Source organism: Eudoraea adriatica DSM 19308 (assembly GCF_000382125.1).
GTDB classification, from domain to species: Bacteria; Bacteroidota; Bacteroidia; order Flavobacteriales; family Flavobacteriaceae; genus Eudoraea; species Eudoraea adriatica.
On sequence record NZ_KB907548.1, the window covers coordinates 278,789 to 294,917 of the forward strand.

The window sequence follows — 16,129 nt, forward strand, 5'->3', positions numbered from 1 at the left end:
GTAAAAAATATGTATAAAAATATTTTAATATTCTGTAAAATAATATATTATATAATACTACTTAAAGTAATAAATCATTTTTTAATTAATCCCAGTTCAACAAGGCGTTCATTCAAAAATTCTCCTGCTGTAATATCCTCAAAGCGCTTAGGGTGTGTCTCATCAATACAATTATCCAGGCAATTTAGAGGCATACTACTTATGGGGTGCATAAAAAAAGGAATAGAATATCTGGAAGTATTCCATAATTCGCGGGGAGGATTAACAACCCTGTGCACTGTAGATTTTAATTTTTCGTTCGACAGGCGCGAAAGCATATCGCCAACATTGATCATTAACTGATCCGTCGTGGCGATTGCATCAATCCATTCGCCCTTATGATTTTGAACCTGAAGGCCTCTGCCATGTGCTCCCATCAGCAAAGTTATGAGGTTTATATCTCCGTGAGCAGCCGCTCTCACTGCATTTTTAGGTTCATTAACAATTGGAGGATAGTGAATTGGTCTTAAAATAGAATTACCATTCTTAATATAACCATCAAAGTAAGTTTCAGGAAGATTCAGATGAAGCGCCAGTGCTCTTAGCACGTATTTGGCAGTCTTCTCCAGCATCTTATAAGTTTCTTTGCCAACTGTATTGAATTTTGGCAATTCTCTTACGATTACATTTTCCGGGTATTCCTTTTCAAGTATTGGGTCATCTTCAACATACTGACCAAAATGCCAAAACTCCTTTAAGTCTCCTTCCTTTCTTCCTTTTGCATGCTCTTTGCCAAAGGATGTATAGCCTCTTTGACCTCCAATACCCTCTATTTCATAAGAATCCTTCACACTCTGAGGTAATTCGAAGAATTTTTTAACTTCCCCATATAAATCTTTGACCAGTTCATCAGAAAGAAAATGACCACTGAGGGCCACAAAGCCAATATTTTCAAAAGCGCTGCCAATTTCTTTCGTAAACTTCTCTTTTCGCACCGGATTGCCGCTAGTATAATCTCTAAGGTCTACACTGGGAATTTTGCTCATGGCTATGGTTTTATAGTCCTTTCAAAGTTACTAATTATTATATGTAAACAAGCGTGGATTTCTGCTGTTTTATTGAACTCAATTTTGTTACATTTATACCCGTTTATAGTGACAATATATTCATTAAATTATGCAATATTTAAGCAAGGGGATTAGCAAGGAAAAGCTGCTTGAGCTCTACCGGGCTATGTTAAAGCCAAGGATGATTGAAGAAAAAATGCTCATACTCTTGCGTCAGGGAAAGATATCTAAATGGTTTAGTGGTATTGGACAGGAAGCAATTTCCGTAGGAGTTGCCAGTGCCTTGAACAAGGATGAATATATTCTTCCAATGCACAGAAACCTGGGAGTTTTTACAACACGGGGCATACCTTTATTTCGATTATTTACCCAATGGCAGGGTAAGTCCAGTGGGTTTACAAATGGCCGTGATCGAAGTTTTCATTTCGGAACTCAGGAATATAAGATTGTCGGCATGATTTCCCATCTGGGACCTCAACTTGGGGTAGCAGATGGTATTGCCCTGGCGGACCTTCTTAAAAAAAGACAAAAAGTAACAGCTGTTTTTACAGGGGAAGGAGCCACTAGTGAAGGTGATTTCCATGAAGCGCTCAATGTGGCCGCAGTGTGGGATTTACCCGTACTATTTTGTATTGAAAACAATGGGTATGGACTTTCTACACCAATTTCCGAGCAGTTTAAATGCGAGCATATAGCAGATAAAGGTAAAGGCTATGGAATGGAAGCCCATATAATAAATGGAAATAATATCCTTGAAGTCTACAGCAAAGTCAATGAGTTATGTGAAAGCATCCGAAAAGAGCCAAGGCCGGTATTATTGGAATTCAAAACATTCCGAATGCGCGGGCATGAAGAAGCTAGCGGCACTAAATATGTGCCTAAGAAAATGCTGGAGGAGTGGGCTGCTATGGATCCAATAGAAAATTATGTAGAATATTTGCACGCACAGGGGGTTCTTTCTGAGGAAAAGGAAGTTGAATTTAAAAAAGAGATTATTCATGAAATAGATGAAAACCTACAGCTGGCATACGCGGAAAGAGAAGTAGAATTTGATGAAAGTAAAGAATTAAATGATGTCTATAAAGAATTTATATATCAAGATATTAAGCCAAATAATGAATCACAAAATATTCGCCTTGTAGATGCAATTTCTGAAGGCCTCAAGCAATCTATGGAAAAGCATGATAATTTGGTAATTCTGGGTCAGGATATTGCCGATTATGGAGGCGTCTTCAAAATAACAGAGGGGTTTGTAGAAGCTTTTGGGGCGGATCGGGTAAGAAATACACCTATATGTGAATCGGCAATTGTATCCGCAGCCATGGGGCTTTCTATTAACGGAATAAAATCTGTAATGGAAATGCAATTTGGTGATTTTGTCAGTTCAGGTTTTAACCCTATTGTCAATTACCTGGCAAAAGTTCACTATCGGTGGAATGAAAATGCAGATGTGGTAATTAGAATGCCATGTGGTGCAGGCGTGGGAGCCGGACCGTTTCATTCCCAGACCAATGAGGCGTGGTTCACAAAAACTCCCGGATTAAAGGTAGTATATCCTGCTTTCCCTTATGATGCAAAAGGGCTTTTGGCAACGGCAATTAATGATCCGAACCCAGTAATGTTTTTTGAACATAAAGCGCTTTATCGCAGTGTTTACCAGGAGGTTCCCACTTCCTATTATACATTGCCATTTGGAAAAGCCACCCTGTTGAAAGAAGGTGAAGAAGTTTCAATAGTCACATACGGTGCTGGTGTTCACTGGGCTCTTGAATGTTTGGAGCAACATCCCGAAATACGAGCAGATCTTTTAGATTTGCGCACACTTCAACCTTTAGACACTCAAGCAATTTATGAATCTGTAAAAAAGACAGGGAAATTAATTATTCTACAGGAAGATAGTATGTTTGGAGGGATTGCCAGTGATATAGCTGCCCTTGTGATGGAGGATTGTTTTGAATTCTTAGATGCTCCGGTGAAACGGGTTGCGAGTATGGAAACTCCGGTCCCATTTGCCAAATCATTGGAAAATAATTATTTACCCAAAGAAAGATTTCGGACCTCCTTAATTGAGTTGATGGAATATTAAAAATATACCCCTGATTTAAAGAACCTGAATCAATAAATTTTTTACTTTAGTTACTTCAAAAATTATTACAAATAATCCTTTATGAAAAATACAGTTTATTTAATTCTGGCAATACTATTGGTTGCATGTTCTGCAACGAATACAGCTACTTCCCAATCTTCTCAAATGAAGAAAAAAACCCTTAAAGGAACCTGGTCTCTGACCAATATTCGTTTTGTTGGAGAAGAAGGGCTTTATAAAACAGATTTGTTTGGAATTGCCGATTCGCCTTGTTATAAAGGAGGTGAATGGATGTTTATTCCAAACAACGGAACGGGCAGATTTTCTATTAACGGGTCTGACAGATGCCAGGAAGGTACGCATCGTATTCTTTGGTCTTTCTATGAGCCAGGAGATGGAAGTACAGAACTCCAATTTAAATTGGTGGACAACAAAAATAAACCACTAAGTGGTGAAAAAAGTGGCTACCGAATGAATATAGAAAGCTTAAGTGAATCTAATGTGGTATTTAGAGTAAAGGTTGATTATAATGGAAAACCCTTCGATGTGGTCCTGACTTTAGACAAGGTTTCAAAAGATGTTACGCTTTAAAAAAAAACGAACTCAAAATAGTATTCAGATGACAAGAAAATTTACAAGTTTCCTATTGGTTGGTATGATGTTCCTTACATTAAACAGCAGTTGTAATGCCATTAAAAATTCCAATAAAACGCAACGAGGTGCTGCCATAGGTGGAGCGGGAGGCGCAGTAGTTGGGGGCCTAATTGGCGGAAATATTGGAGGTGCCTTAATTGGTGCGGCAATAGGTGGAGTTGCAGGGGGTCTTATTGGAAATAAGATGGACAAGCAGGCACAGAAAATTGAAAATGAAATTCCAGGTGCAGATGTAAAACGTGTGGGAGAAGGGATACATATAATTTTTGATGATAAAAGTGGTGTAAACTTTGCTTTTGACAGTTCGGAATTAACAGCTGAAGCCAAGTCAAACCTCGATAAAGTTGCCGAAATATTTAATGAATTTCCAGACACGGATTTAATGATACAGGGATATACGGATAGTGTAGGTAATGATGAGTATAATCTAAAGTTATCAAAAAGGCGGGCCGAAGCTGTTGCTCAATATATAGCCAATGCAGGCGTGGCAAAAAGCAGAATGACCGTTGAGGGATTTGGCGAGGCCTCACCAAGATTTGACAATGCTACTAAAGACGGACAGGCCAAAAACAGGAGGGTAGAAATTGGAGTATCTGCCAATAAACAAATGATTGAAGATGCCAAGGCTCAGGCCAATTAGCTTTTGTTAATCAGTTAATAATTAAGTATAGCCCGACTTATAAGTCGGGTTTTTTTATACAAAAACAGTTATCTTCAAAAAGTGGAACAATTTGATGTAATCATAATAGGGGGAGGATTAGCCGGGCTAACTTCCGCTATTCATCTGGCCGGCGAAGGGTATAAATTGCTTCTTATAGAACGATATCCTTATCCGCATCACAAAGTATGTGGTGAATATGTGTCTAATGAAGTAGTCCCTTATCTTAAAAGTCTTGGGGTAACACTACCCAAAGTGGCTGCTATAGATACGCTTCAATTATCTACAAAACACGGAAAATTACTTCAAACAAAATTGCCCCTGGGTGGTTTTGGAATCAGCAGATATACTTTTGATAATGCTCTCTATAAAAGAGCACTTTCTCTGGGAGTCTCTGTTAAATTTGAAACCGTTAAAAATGTTACATATTTAAATGATTCATTCACCATAGACACAGAAAATGAAAACAGCTATTCGGCCAAAGTAGCAATCGGGGCTTACGGTAAACGATCGGGTCTGGATAAACAGCTGAATCGAAATTTCATATACAAAAATGCGCCATGGATAGGAGTAAAAGCCCATTATGCTTTCCCGGAATTTCCTGAGAACTTAGTGGCGCTGCATAATTTTGAAGGTGGCTACGGGGGCTTATCCAAAACTGAGTCCGGAGCAGTAAATTTTTGCTATCTGACCTCTTATAAAAGTTTTCAAACTGTAAAAAGCATTGAGAAGTTTAATTCCAATATTGTGGCCAGGAACAAATTTTTAAATCACTTTCTAAGGCACGCAAAACCTCTTTTCGACCAACCTATGAGTATTGCACAAGTGTCCTTCGAATCCAAACAGACAATAAAGGACCATATTCTTATGTGCGGCGATACGGCAGGTTTGATCCATCCACTCTGCGGTAACGGTATGGCCATGGCCATACATAGCGCTAAACTTGCATCAGAGAGAATTGACAATTTCTTTAAAGAGTCTGGTTATAACCGAAGTAAAATGGAGTCTGATTACAGCAAAAAATGGAAAAGCACATTCAAACGACGGTTGCAAACCGGCAGGGCCTTACAGGCTATTTTATTAAGTGCACGGGCTTCTGATATCCTTATGGGAACGATCACTAAATCCCCTGGGTTAATCAGATCGCTAATTAAAAGAACACATGGTAAACCAATAGCCTTATGATGGATTTTCAATATAGAAATACAGAGCCCGAATTAATGGACAAACCAAATGTCCCCATTGATATACTCCGGTTGGTTTTTAGGGATATTAATAAAAGTAATCGCTATTTAGGAGGCAATGCAATTACACTGGCTAATGTTTGTAAGCTGATTAAATTATTTCCCGGGAAGCAATATACAATAGCAGACATGGGCTGTGGCGATGGGGAAATGCTTAGGCAAATTGCCGGTCATTTTAGGAATAAGGAGACAGAAGTTGTCTTAATTGGCCTGGATCTCAATGAAAATGCATTAGCTATAGCTCGAGAATTATCAGTTGATTTTCCCGAGATTACATTCTTAAAACAGGACATTTTGGCTTTGAAGCCACAGGATTTTAACTGTGATATACTGCTCTGTACACTTACAATGCATCATTTTAGCAATGCGCAAATACCATTATTCCTGTCTAAATTCACAAAATTGGCCAAAATTGGCATAGTTATCAATGACTTGCAAAGAAGTGCGCTCTCATATTATCTTTTTAAAGGGTTTAGTGCTATTTTTATAAAAACAAAAATTGCAAAACATGATGGTCTCATCTCAATTAAAAGTGGATTTAAGAAAAAAGACTTAATAACTTTTTCAAAAGATTTAACTCATACAACTCATACTATTAATTGGAAATGGGCTTTTAGATATGTATGGGTAATTCAGACATCTCGACTAAGCCAATCATATGAATAATGTACGAATAGCAACTGTGGCTAAAACATTGCCGCCTTACTGCAGGGAAACTAGGCATATTCTTCCTTTTGTTGAGTTATGGCTTAGCGGACAGGAAGATAGGTTCAGAAGAAAAGTAGTGAAGATATTTGAGGGAGCAGCAGTAGACAAGCGCTACGGAATTATGGGGATTGAAGATGTCTTTACCGCTACCAGTCTTGAGGCTAAAAACGATATTTATGTAAGGGAAGTAAAAAAATTAGGGACATCTGTACTTAGGAAAGCATTAAATGAGAGCAACTGGAAGGCAGATTCCCTGGATTATATAATTACGGTAAGCTGCACAGGTATAATGATTCCATCGTTAGATGCGTATATTGTAAATGATCTTGAGCTAAGACAGGATATTGTACGCCTGCCAGTAACTGAAATGGGTTGTGCAGCTGGTGTTTCAGGACTTATTTACGCCGCCAACTTTTTAAGGGCAAATCCAGGTAAACGTGCGGCCGTGATAGCTGTGGAAAGCCCAACGGCAACATTCCAGCTTACAGATTTTTCTATGGCAAACATGGTCAGCGCAGCTATATTCGGGGATGGTGCAGCTTGTGTTTTGTTGACTTCTGAAGAAGATGCCGATGGACCTAAAATTGTGGCAGAAGAAATGTATCATTTTAGGAATGCCACACATATGATGGGGTTCGACCTGACAAACACAGGTCTTAAAATGATTCTTGACCCCTCTGTTCCCGAAACCATTGCAGAGCATTTTCCGAAAATAATACATCCTTTTTTAGAAAAAAACGGCACTTCTATTGAGCAGGTAGATCATTTAGTCTTTCATCCCGGTGGAAAGAAGATTGTCCAGACCGTTGAAGAATTATTCGGAAAGTTAGGGAAAAACATAGATGATACGCGTGAAACGTTGCGTTTGTATGGGAATATGAGCAGTGCAACGGTGCTTTATGTGCTGGAACGCTTTATGTCTAAAGAAATTGGTAAAGGGGAGCAAGGGTTGCTACTGAGTTTCGGACCTGGATTTTCGGCTCAACGTGTTTTGCTGGAGTGGTAAGAACGAAAAATTTAATTAAGTGGACAAACTAAAAACAAAAAATTGGGCACTAATATTGGGAGGCAGCAAGGGTCTTGGTCTTGCATCGGCAATAAAGCTGGCACAGAACGGCTACCATATACTTGTTGTTCATCGGGACCGTAATATGGATATGAAAGGTATAGCCAATGACTTTATGAAAATAACTGCAACGGGAGTGTTGTTTAAGAGTTATAATCAGGATGCTATATTAAAGGACAGCAGAGATAAATTAACACAAAAAATTAAGGATTTTCTTCCTGAAGGTCATAAGATAAAGGTTTTGGTGCACAGTATTGCCAAGGGTAACCTTAAACCAATGCATTCCTCAAAGGAAAAAGAACTAAGTAACCAGGATTTTCAGATTACGATTAATGCAATGGCCTTAAGTCTCTATGATTGGACCCAGGCATTAATTAAGGCGGCTTTATTCGCCGAGGATACAAGGATCATTTCATTTACCAGTGAAGGTTCTACAAAAGCAATAGCTAACTATGGTGCTGTTGGGGCCGCAAAAGCCGCACTAGAAGCTATTTCCAGAAATATGGCTATGGAGTTTGCAACTTTAGGCATAAAAACCAATTGCATACAGGCCGGGGTCACAGATACAGAATCGCTAAGACGTATTCCGGGCAGTGAAATTTTAATAGAACAGGCAAAGTTAAAAAATCCAGGTGCACGGCTTACCACTCCAGAGGATATAGCTGATGTAGTCTATTTGTTATGCACAGAAGAGGCAAAATGGATAAATGGAACTGTGATTAAGGTAGATGGAGGTGAAAGTTTAACTTAAATCATGGAAATTAATAAAATCTTAGAAAAGTTACCATATTCCAAACAATTTTTGTTTGTAGATAGCTTGTCAAATATAGATGAAAATGGCGTTACGGGTAGTTTTCATTTTTGTGAAGATCTTGAATTTTACAAAGGCCATTTTAAACAATTTCCGGTAACCCCGGGGGTTATTCTTACAGAATGTTGTGCTCAAATCGGATTGGTATGCCTGGGTATTTTTTTGCTCTCGGAAGAACCAGACAGCAATCTGGATAATCTAACTGTGGCATTCAGTGGTTCTGAAATGGAATTTTACCTTCCGGTATACCCCGGAGAGACTGTATTTGTACACTCAGAAAAGGATTATTTCAGATTCAATAAATTAAAGTGTAAAGTAAAAATGTATAATACTTCTAAGGAATTGGTATGCAAAGGTGAATTAGCCGGAATGATAAAAAATTCTGCGAATGGAAGATAGAGTAGTAGTGACAGGTTTAGGTATTTGTGCCCCAAATGGCGTAACGCTTAACGACTTTACCAATAGCCTGAAGAAAGGTATTAGTGGAATAAGTTTTCAACAAAAATTAAAAGATTTGAATTTTGGCTGTCAAGTAGCTGGTATACCAGATATTAATGAAGGTTATATAAATAGATACTTTACGCCTTTGCAGCTTAGAGGTTTAAATGCAAGCGGACTTGTTTATGGAGTTATTGCAGGGACAGATGCATGGACAGATGCCGGTTTGACCAAGGCACAGGAAGATGAGCCTGATTGGGATAGTGGAATCATTTTTGGAACGGGTATTTTAGGGGTTGATAAATTCCGCGAATCAATTCATCTGGTAGATGCAGGGAATACCAGGAGGCTGGGAAGCACCTCAGTTATCCAAACAATGGCAAGCGGCATAAGTGCTTATTTGGGGGGGATACTTGGTTCTGGTAACCAGGTTACTACTAATTCCTCTGCCTGCACTACGGGTACCGAAGGCGTAATAATGGCCTATGACCGGATACGTTCAGGCAAAGCGAAACGCATTTTGACCGGAAGTTGTAGTGACAGCGGACCCTATGTATGGGGTGGCTTTGATGCAATGCGCATTCTCCCTAGAAAGTATAATGATACACCTTCTAATGCCAGCAGGCCATTGAGCGCTTCTGCTTCCGGATTTGTTCCAGGGAGTGGGGCAGGGGCTTTGGTATTGGAATCATTGACGAGTGCCAAAAAAAGAGGCGCAAAAATATACGCTGAAGTTTTGGGTGGCGCCATAAATAGTGGTGGTCAAAGAGGGGGTGGTAGTATGACCGCCCCGAATAGCCTGTCTGTACAGCGGTGCATAAAATTGGCATTAAAAAATTCCGGAATAGAAAGTAAGGATATTGACGCTATAAATGGTCATTTAACAGCTACCGGAAAAGACCCTGTTGAAGTGCTCAACTGGAGCCTCGCATTGGGGCGATCCGGACTAAATTTTCCTTTTATTAATTCTTTTAAAGGAATTATGGGCCATGGCCTTGCTGCTGCAGGCAGTATGGAATGTGTTGGGGCATTGCTGCAATTTAGAGAAGAGCAAATTTTTGGAAATGTAAATATCGAAGATTTGCATCCCGAAATAGAAAAACTGGTTGATAAATCCCGTATACCCTTAAAGACCATAAACTTTATACCTAAAACAATCGCAAAAGCAAGTTTTGGTTTTGGGGATGTAAATGCTTGTGTTATTTTTAGCAACTTTAAGGATTAAAAAAATACTATGAAAGAAGAAAAATATTATCAACAATTGAAAGGGATAGTAAAGCCCTATTTGCCCGAGGATATATCCGTTGATGACATATCACCAGACAGTCATTTTATAAATGAACTCAACATTAATTCTGCTAACCTGGTAGATATTGTTCTTGATGTGGAAGATGCTTTTGAAATTACACTTGAAAATGATGACATGGATGAAATGCAAACAGTGAATGATGCAATGGCTATTATCAATAAAAAACGTAGTTCCAAGGAGCAATGAAATCGTTTTATTCCTGGGCCGTTGAAAAGTTAAAGGTAGATTACAGGCTAATATTCACCTATTGCATTATTTATTTTGCGTGGGGTATGTTCATGAACTGGTTGGGCAATGAGTTGGAGATTGCTAGGTTTACCTTTTGGTGGCAGGTAATCAGCTGCTATATTTTATATATGGTTCCAATTTCTTTATTGCTGCGAAAACTCCCTTTCCATATGCAATATGCCTATGGACTGGTGGCAATGGGGCTATTGGAATTCGGAGGCTATTTCTTTAAAACATCCTATGCGTTTCCTGACAATATCCTGGATGAACTAATTGGGATTCGAAACTTCACTCTCGGGATGGCACTTTTCTTTGCTTTGTATTTTCCTCTTGGGAATTGGGCTGTAGGTAAAATCTATGCGTATATTTTTAAAATTAGAGAATAGGCTCAAAGTAAATATTTGGATAGGATTTATTTTTAGACAAGGAATATTAACCTAATTCAAGAATCAGGTTTATTTCTACTTTGTTGTCTTCCCTGCCTTTTTTAATATGGATATTAAAATCGGAACAAAATAGTATAGCAGCCCCTCTTAGTATATTTCCATCCTGATCAAAATACCATGTAAGATTTTTAGAGATTCCTTTGATCGTGATCTTTCCAACAACTTTAAATCCATTCTCAACTAAACTGACTTCTGAACTTTTAAATGTGATTAGAGGGTACTCTTCTTCGTCAAAATATTTACTGCTTTTCAAATGCCAGTCACGCAAAAAATTCCCTGTTTTTAATGTGCCTACAGCAACAGAACCTTCAAATTTTGAATTAGTAAGTTCTTTAAGGGAAATTTCAGATGAAGACTCAAAGCCTTCAATTGAACCATCAACATCTTTAGAAACGAAGACAAATTCAATTCGCGCAGAAGTAATATCCTGTTGGGCATTCAAAACCTGGATTGCTAAAAAAAAGACGATCAGGACTTTGGAATAGAACTTCATGAGATATCTGTTTTGCAGTCTTTACCCAAAGGTAATTAAAACTTAGAAACGATAAAGTGGTTATTTTACTCGTTTTACTGTGTGGAAGCCAGGGAAATATTATAGTACATTTCATTTATAATCAGTACTTTGCAAAAGAGAACAAAAGCAATGCGATTCTTTTATACCTTACATCTAAGAAGTTATGGAATAGCTGTTTTTTTATGTGCTATGACCACTACAGCGTACTGCCAGGAAGAGTTTCAAAATAGTATTAAAAAAGAAGTTACAATAAAACAGAGGACCGTCCTGGAGAGGTTTGATTCTGATCTGGTAATTTCTCCTGAAGAGAGGATGAGGCTAAAATTAAACCGTAGGTCTGCCATTCAGAAACGGCTGGAAATCATAGACACTTTAAACATTTCTCAAAGACAAAGGCGCAGGTTACTTAAAGAGCTTTATCGTTCCCCTTTTTCCAACGAATGGAATAAGGTAATTGCCGACCTTGAATTTGAGGAAACAACACACTAAATCTATTTGGTTTAAATGATTTAATGGTCTAATAATCCTTTTAATGATCCGGAGTTACACTCATTTTTGCAAGTGGATAAAGCATAGCGTCTTTTTCGGGTTAAGAAAATCCGGAAATTATATTAAAGTTAAGCAGTTTAAGAAATAGTTAAAATTCAGTTATATGATTATAAGGCATTCTTTTTTTGTCAAATATTTCGTACATTAAAGGCACAAATTGGTTTAACGAAGCCCCCCAAAAATTACAATATTATGACTGCAACAGGACCCATTTCAGGTGTTCCCACTAACTCCAGTAGCAATGATGCCTTGTTGCGACTGGAACGCTACAACCGGAACCTGCTATCACTCGAAGAAAAATTAAAATCGTATGTATGTGAGCCAAAAACCCGCAGTTTATATGAGAGAATGGAATCATTAAAAAATAGTTTGGAGAATTTAAAAAATTCTAACCGCGAGATTATCTCTGCCCTGAAAGATCATAAGTTATACTTTGAGGATGCAAAAGAGCGCATTAGAGAACAATTGGAAACTTATAAAGCATTAGAATTAAAAGTTCTGGAATATATTGGCATGGCCAGATTACACAGCTAGGGACAATTTTTAAAAGTCTTCTGTAGCTTCCTGCTTGTGGGGAATTAATAAGGAAAATATAACTCCACTTAAAAGCGACACAACAATGACCGTTAGAGAGATCCATTCACGAACATGAACGTAATGAGAAAAAATCATTTTGAACCCTACAAATGCCAATATTACAACAAGACTGTAATGTATAAATCGAAATTTAGTCAACATTCTTGAAACCAGAAAATACATAGATCGTAATCCCAGTATTGCAAGGATATTGGAACTAAACACAATGAACGGATCTGCAGTAATAGCAAGAATAGCCGGAATGCTGTCTAAAGCGAACATTACATCGGTAATCTCAATCACTATAAGTGCTACAAATAATGGCGTCGCAACCGTTAATCCCATTTTCTTTATAAAAAAATTATGCCCTCTTATTACAGTTGTAATAGGATATATTTTTTTAATTTGTTTAAATACAAAAGATTCCTTAGGGTTAAAATCTGAATTTCCTGTTTTCAGCATTTTATAAGAAGTATATAGCAGAAAAGCACCAAAGGCATATATTATCCATTCAAACTCGTTAACTAACGCCACTCCAAACAGGATCATAAACGCCCTGAAAACTATTGCTCCCAGGATTCCCCAAAATAAAACACGGTGCTGGTAAATAGGAGGAATGCCAAAAGCTGAAAAGATAACGGCAATAACAAACACATTATCAATGCTCAGGGAAAGTTCAATTAAATATCCTGTTATATATTTTAAAACCGCGTCTCCCGGAGTTAAATCAGTTGGATTATCGATAATGCCGCTGGAGAATAGCCAGTAGATCATCCCACTAAAGCTCATAGCTACGGTAAACCAAATACTTGTCCAGATACCGGCTTCTTTAGATCGTATTACATGATCTTTCTTATTAAATACACCGAGATCGAGTGCAAGAAAAATAAGAACAAGGAAGATAAAGGCACCCCAGATTATCATGCAAATATTAATTAGCTCGCTAATATAAGAATCGTTTTTATAATTTTGGAATGGTAGTTGGATTATATAAATTATATTAACAACCTATAGTAATTAGCGAACTATAAATTCTTAACTTGGAAGATAAATCACTAGTATGAAAGACCTCTTTAAAAATTTCATTAAGACCCAAATAATTTTACTTACCCTGGTATGTGTTCATACCGCAAGTGCCCAATTTGTACCTCAAAATGAAGCCGAAGAGCAAGCTGCTAAACTTGTGCAGGCGTATCAGTCAGAAGTAGGGATGACTATAGAGCAAGCCTCTGCTGTATATGCAAAGATTGTTGAAGTAATAGCCAAAGAGAATTCAATAAGAAATAGCAAAGCTACTGAGGAACAAAAGAAAAAGAGCCTTATGGATTTATCAAAAGAGGAAACGAAACATATGAGTACTATTCTGGACTCAAAGCAATTCAAGGAATACAAGAAGATGAAGGAGAGATTACAACCCATGGGTTTGTAGTCTCTAGTTTGAATTAATTTAATTTATCAGCCCCTTGATTGTTTATAGCTCTGATCAAATTTTTAGTGCCGTTAAATTTTCGTTAATTCCTGCATACTATCTGGATTCCCTTTGAAAATTGAATATTTTTAAGAAAACTAAAGAGTTATGAAAGCATTAAAATGGGGGCTTGCACTTACCGGAATCATTCTGATATTTGTTGCGGCCGGAACAGAAAAGACATCAAAATTAACTTCAAATTTCACTAAAGGTAATCCGGGAATAGCTTCCATGGATAAATTGGCTTTTGGACCAGAAGGTATACTATTGATTGGTGACACCAAAAACGCCGCAATTTATGCCATAAACACTATGGACTTCAAAGAGAAGTCTGAGGCAGAAGAAGTGGACCTGGAAGCATTTGATCAAAAAATAGCATCTTCTTTAGGTACAACGGCAGATCAAATTCAAATAAATGACATGGCCGTTAATCCGATATCGAAAAGCATTTACTTTTCTATAAATATTATTGATGGAACTCCGGTATTACTTAGGTTAAAAGGGCAGGAATTTGAACATATTTCCCTGCAAGATGTTAGTTACGATAAGATAGAACTGGAAAATGCGGTAGGAATAAATGCAGAAGATAAAAGGGGTCGGCCTTTACGCGTTTGGGCTATCTCTGATCTTAAATATCACAAGGGTAAGGTTCTTGTTTCCGGCTTAAGCAACAAAGAGTTTGGTTCAACCTTCCGAAGTATTTCTTTTCCTTTTGATGATAAGCAGGACTATGCGTCTTTGGAAATCTGGCATGCAGCTCATGGGCAATATGAAACTCATGCACCAATTAAAACCTTCGATATTATAGAATTGGATAAAACGGACTATTTAATGGCTAGCTATACCTGCACACCCCTTGTTCTGTTTCCATTAGATGATTTAAAGACTGGTGTTCATGCCAAAGGCAGAACTGTGGCTGAACTCGGAGCAGGGAACTCTCCCCTCGATATGATTTCCTACGAGAAAGAAGGAAAGAAGTATTTCCTTATGTCTAACAGTAACCGACCCGTTATGCGCATTAAATATGATGAAATAGCAGATTTTAAAGAAACATTGACAGAACCGGTGGAAGAATTTGCAGCAACGGAGGGTGTAGCATATGATAATCTGCCTTTCCCATATGTTTTGCAAATGGATATTCTGGATGATAAAAATGTAATTTATTTACAAAGGACAGCAGAGGGGGATTTGGTATTAAGGAGTAGAACTACCAAATGGATGTAATCGGGGGTTTAAATAATTTTAAAAAGATCAGGTTTACCCTGGTCTTTTTTTATGTTTTATTTCTCCTTTCTTGTGGTTCGAAAGATGCTATTCAGAATGTTGATCTTCAGTACCAGGACTCAAGTGCCATCGGGGTTTCCTTTGAAACAAGTGATGTAAATGATTTAAAGTTTTTTCTAAAGGGGGAAACTAAAACTTCTATTTTGGGCGAAATTAAGTCCTCCGGACATAAGCATCATTTTACTCCCGTTATACCATTTAGAGCAGCCCAAACCTATGAGATAAGGCAAGGAGGGAGGCGTTTGTATTCTTTTAAAGTGAAAGACCTAAAGAATCCTGATAGACCGGAACTAATTACTATTTACCCAACTAAGGATACAGTACCTGAGAATCTATTGAAAATGTATTTAATTTTTTCAACACCCATGCAGGAAGTGGGAAATGCCTCAGACTTTATTAGTGTCTTTAATGAAACTGAGCAACGAGAAGTGGAACTTTTTCTGAATTTAGAAAAAGACTTGTGGGACAAGGATCACACAAGACTTACCCTGTGGTTGGATCCCGGGCGGATTAAGACGGGTCTCATACCTAATAAGTTAATGGGCCTTCCTCTCAGGCAAGGACATAGTTATACGATTACTGTTTTGGGGAATTGGAAATCGGCCAGGGGTATTCCATTACCTAAAAATTACATAAAGAAAATCGTTGCAGGAAAAAGAGACAATCAGATGCCCGATATATTAAACTGGGAGCTATCAGACCCTGCGGCTAATTCAAAAGAGGCTTTAAAGATTTCCTTTGGTGAAAGCATGGATGCCATCCTTGCCAGGGAATCCCTTCAAATTCACTATAAAGGAGAAATTCCGGTAGAAGGGAACTACACGCTTGGGGAATACGAAAATACAATTGTTTTTACACCTAAAGATAGCTGGAATGAAGGAGTATATGACATTTCATCTGACTCCAAAATAGAAGATCTCGCCGGCAATAATATGAATCATCTTTTTGATACAAATAATGAGGAAATAAAAAAACCTACTTCGTCAGAAACGCATTACAAAAGGTCTTTTACCGTTTTTTGAATTTTTCCTTCCAATACAATCC

Annotated in this window: 19 protein-coding genes; 16 read left to right on the top strand and 3 right to left on the bottom strand. The window is 37.8% G+C overall.

What is annotated here, in order from left to right:
• Window positions 1-74: 74 nt before the first annotated feature.
• Entirely contained in the window at window positions 75-1,025 is a 951-nt protein-coding gene (locus G504_RS0108245; RefSeq protein ID WP_019669689.1) for an isopenicillin N synthase family dioxygenase, read from the bottom strand.
• Window positions 1,026-1,155: 130 nt separating this feature from the next.
• On the opposite strand from G504_RS0108245, the gene G504_RS0108250 reads away from it, so the two are divergent.
• The 11 genes from G504_RS0108250 (at window position 1,156) to G504_RS0108300 (ending at window position 10,634) form a co-directional block, all read left to right on the top strand.
• Window positions 1,156-3,132 carry an alpha-ketoacid dehydrogenase subunit alpha/beta gene (locus tag G504_RS0108250; protein WP_019669690.1) on the top strand — a complete coding sequence of 659 codons (1,977 nt, stop codon included), beginning with the start codon at window positions 1,156-1,158 and terminating at the stop codon, window positions 3,130-3,132.
• 81 nt (window positions 3,133-3,213) lie between these two features.
• Window positions 3,214-3,723, top strand: coding sequence for a lipocalin family protein (locus G504_RS0108255; protein ID WP_019669691.1), 510 nt, complete (start codon window positions 3,214-3,216; stop codon window positions 3,721-3,723).
• A gap of 28 nt (window positions 3,724-3,751) precedes the next feature.
• Window positions 3,752-4,426, top strand: a complete 675-nt coding sequence (locus tag G504_RS0108260) for an OmpA family protein (protein WP_040443994.1) — start codon at window positions 3,752-3,754, stop codon at window positions 4,424-4,426.
• 81 nt (window positions 4,427-4,507) lie between these two features.
• Window positions 4,508-5,629 carry an NAD(P)/FAD-dependent oxidoreductase gene (locus G504_RS0108265; protein ID WP_019669693.1) on the top strand — a complete coding sequence of 374 codons (1,122 nt, stop codon included), beginning with the start codon at window positions 4,508-4,510 and terminating at the stop codon, window positions 5,627-5,629.
• On the top strand, window positions 5,626-6,354 hold the full coding sequence (locus G504_RS0108270) for a methyltransferase domain-containing protein (protein WP_019669694.1): 729 nt from the start codon (window positions 5,626-5,628) through the stop codon (window positions 6,352-6,354). The genes G504_RS0108265 and G504_RS0108270 overlap by 4 nt, the downstream gene beginning before the upstream one ends.
• Window positions 6,347-7,402 carry a type III polyketide synthase gene (locus tag G504_RS0108275; RefSeq protein ID WP_019669695.1) on the top strand — a complete coding sequence of 352 codons (1,056 nt, stop codon included), beginning with the start codon at window positions 6,347-6,349 and terminating at the stop codon, window positions 7,400-7,402. Before G504_RS0108270 ends, G504_RS0108275 begins: the two co-directional genes overlap by 8 nt.
• 19 nt (window positions 7,403-7,421) lie before the next feature.
• Entirely contained in the window at window positions 7,422-8,213 is a 792-nt protein-coding gene (locus G504_RS0108280; protein ID WP_019669696.1) for an SDR family oxidoreductase, read from the top strand.
• Window positions 8,214-8,216: 3 nt separating this feature from the next.
• Window positions 8,217-8,672, top strand: a complete 456-nt coding sequence (locus tag G504_RS0108285; RefSeq protein ID WP_019669697.1) for a 3-hydroxyacyl-ACP dehydratase FabZ family protein — start codon at window positions 8,217-8,219, stop codon at window positions 8,670-8,672.
• Complete coding sequence (locus G504_RS0108290) at window positions 8,662-9,936, top strand: beta-ketoacyl-[acyl-carrier-protein] synthase family protein (protein ID WP_019669698.1); 1,275 nt, start codon at window positions 8,662-8,664, stop codon at window positions 9,934-9,936. Before G504_RS0108285 ends, G504_RS0108290 begins: the two co-directional genes overlap by 11 nt.
• A 9-nt stretch (window positions 9,937-9,945) precedes the next feature.
• Window positions 9,946-10,206 (top strand): acyl carrier protein, encoded by a 261-nt coding sequence (locus G504_RS0108295; RefSeq protein WP_019669699.1) that lies wholly within the window; start codon window positions 9,946-9,948, stop codon window positions 10,204-10,206.
• Window positions 10,203-10,634 (top strand): hypothetical protein, encoded by a 432-nt coding sequence (locus tag G504_RS0108300; RefSeq protein WP_019669700.1) that lies wholly within the window; start codon window positions 10,203-10,205, stop codon window positions 10,632-10,634. The genes G504_RS0108295 and G504_RS0108300 overlap by 4 nt, the downstream gene beginning before the upstream one ends.
• Before the next feature lie 46 nt (window positions 10,635-10,680).
• On the opposite strand, the gene G504_RS19150 is transcribed toward G504_RS0108300, so the two are convergent.
• Window positions 10,681-11,187 carry a YceI family protein gene (locus tag G504_RS19150; RefSeq protein ID WP_019669701.1) on the bottom strand — a complete coding sequence of 169 codons (507 nt, stop codon included), beginning with the start codon at window positions 11,185-11,187 and terminating at the stop codon, window positions 10,681-10,683.
• Window positions 11,188-11,316: 129 nt separating this feature from the next.
• On the opposite strand from G504_RS19150, the gene G504_RS0108310 reads away from it, so the two are divergent.
• Window positions 11,317-11,697 (top strand): hypothetical protein, encoded by a 381-nt coding sequence (locus G504_RS0108310; RefSeq protein WP_157473141.1) that lies wholly within the window; start codon window positions 11,317-11,319, stop codon window positions 11,695-11,697.
• Window positions 11,698-11,949: 252 nt separating this feature from the next.
• The gene (locus tag G504_RS0108315; protein WP_019669703.1) at window positions 11,950-12,291 is read left to right on the top strand and encodes a hypothetical protein; all 342 of its coding nucleotides are present in this window, start codon (window positions 11,950-11,952) and stop codon (window positions 12,289-12,291) included.
• 9 nt (window positions 12,292-12,300) lie between these two features.
• Here the strand turns inward: G504_RS0108315 and G504_RS0108320 are convergent, their stop codons facing one another.
• Window positions 12,301-13,257 (bottom strand): TerC family protein, encoded by a 957-nt coding sequence (locus G504_RS0108320; protein ID WP_019669704.1) that lies wholly within the window; start codon window positions 13,255-13,257, stop codon window positions 12,301-12,303.
• 136 nt (window positions 13,258-13,393) lie between these two features.
• Here G504_RS0108320 and G504_RS0108325 point away from each other — a divergent pair, with 136 nt between their 5' ends.
• The 3 genes from G504_RS0108325 (at window position 13,394) to G504_RS0108335 (ending at window position 16,107) form a co-directional block, all read left to right on the top strand.
• The gene (locus G504_RS0108325) at window positions 13,394-13,762 is read left to right on the top strand and encodes a hypothetical protein (RefSeq protein ID WP_019669705.1); all 369 of its coding nucleotides are present in this window, start codon (window positions 13,394-13,396) and stop codon (window positions 13,760-13,762) included.
• Window positions 13,763-13,909: 147 nt separating this feature from the next.
• Window positions 13,910-15,025, top strand: a complete 1,116-nt coding sequence (locus G504_RS0108330) for a hypothetical protein (RefSeq protein ID WP_019669706.1) — start codon at window positions 13,910-13,912, stop codon at window positions 15,023-15,025.
• A complete protein-coding gene (locus tag G504_RS0108335; RefSeq protein WP_019669707.1) occupies window positions 15,016-16,107 on the top strand; it encodes an Ig-like domain-containing protein in 1,092 nt (363 codons plus the stop codon). The genes G504_RS0108330 and G504_RS0108335 overlap by 10 nt, the downstream gene beginning before the upstream one ends.
• Window positions 16,108-16,129 lie beyond the last annotated feature (22 nt).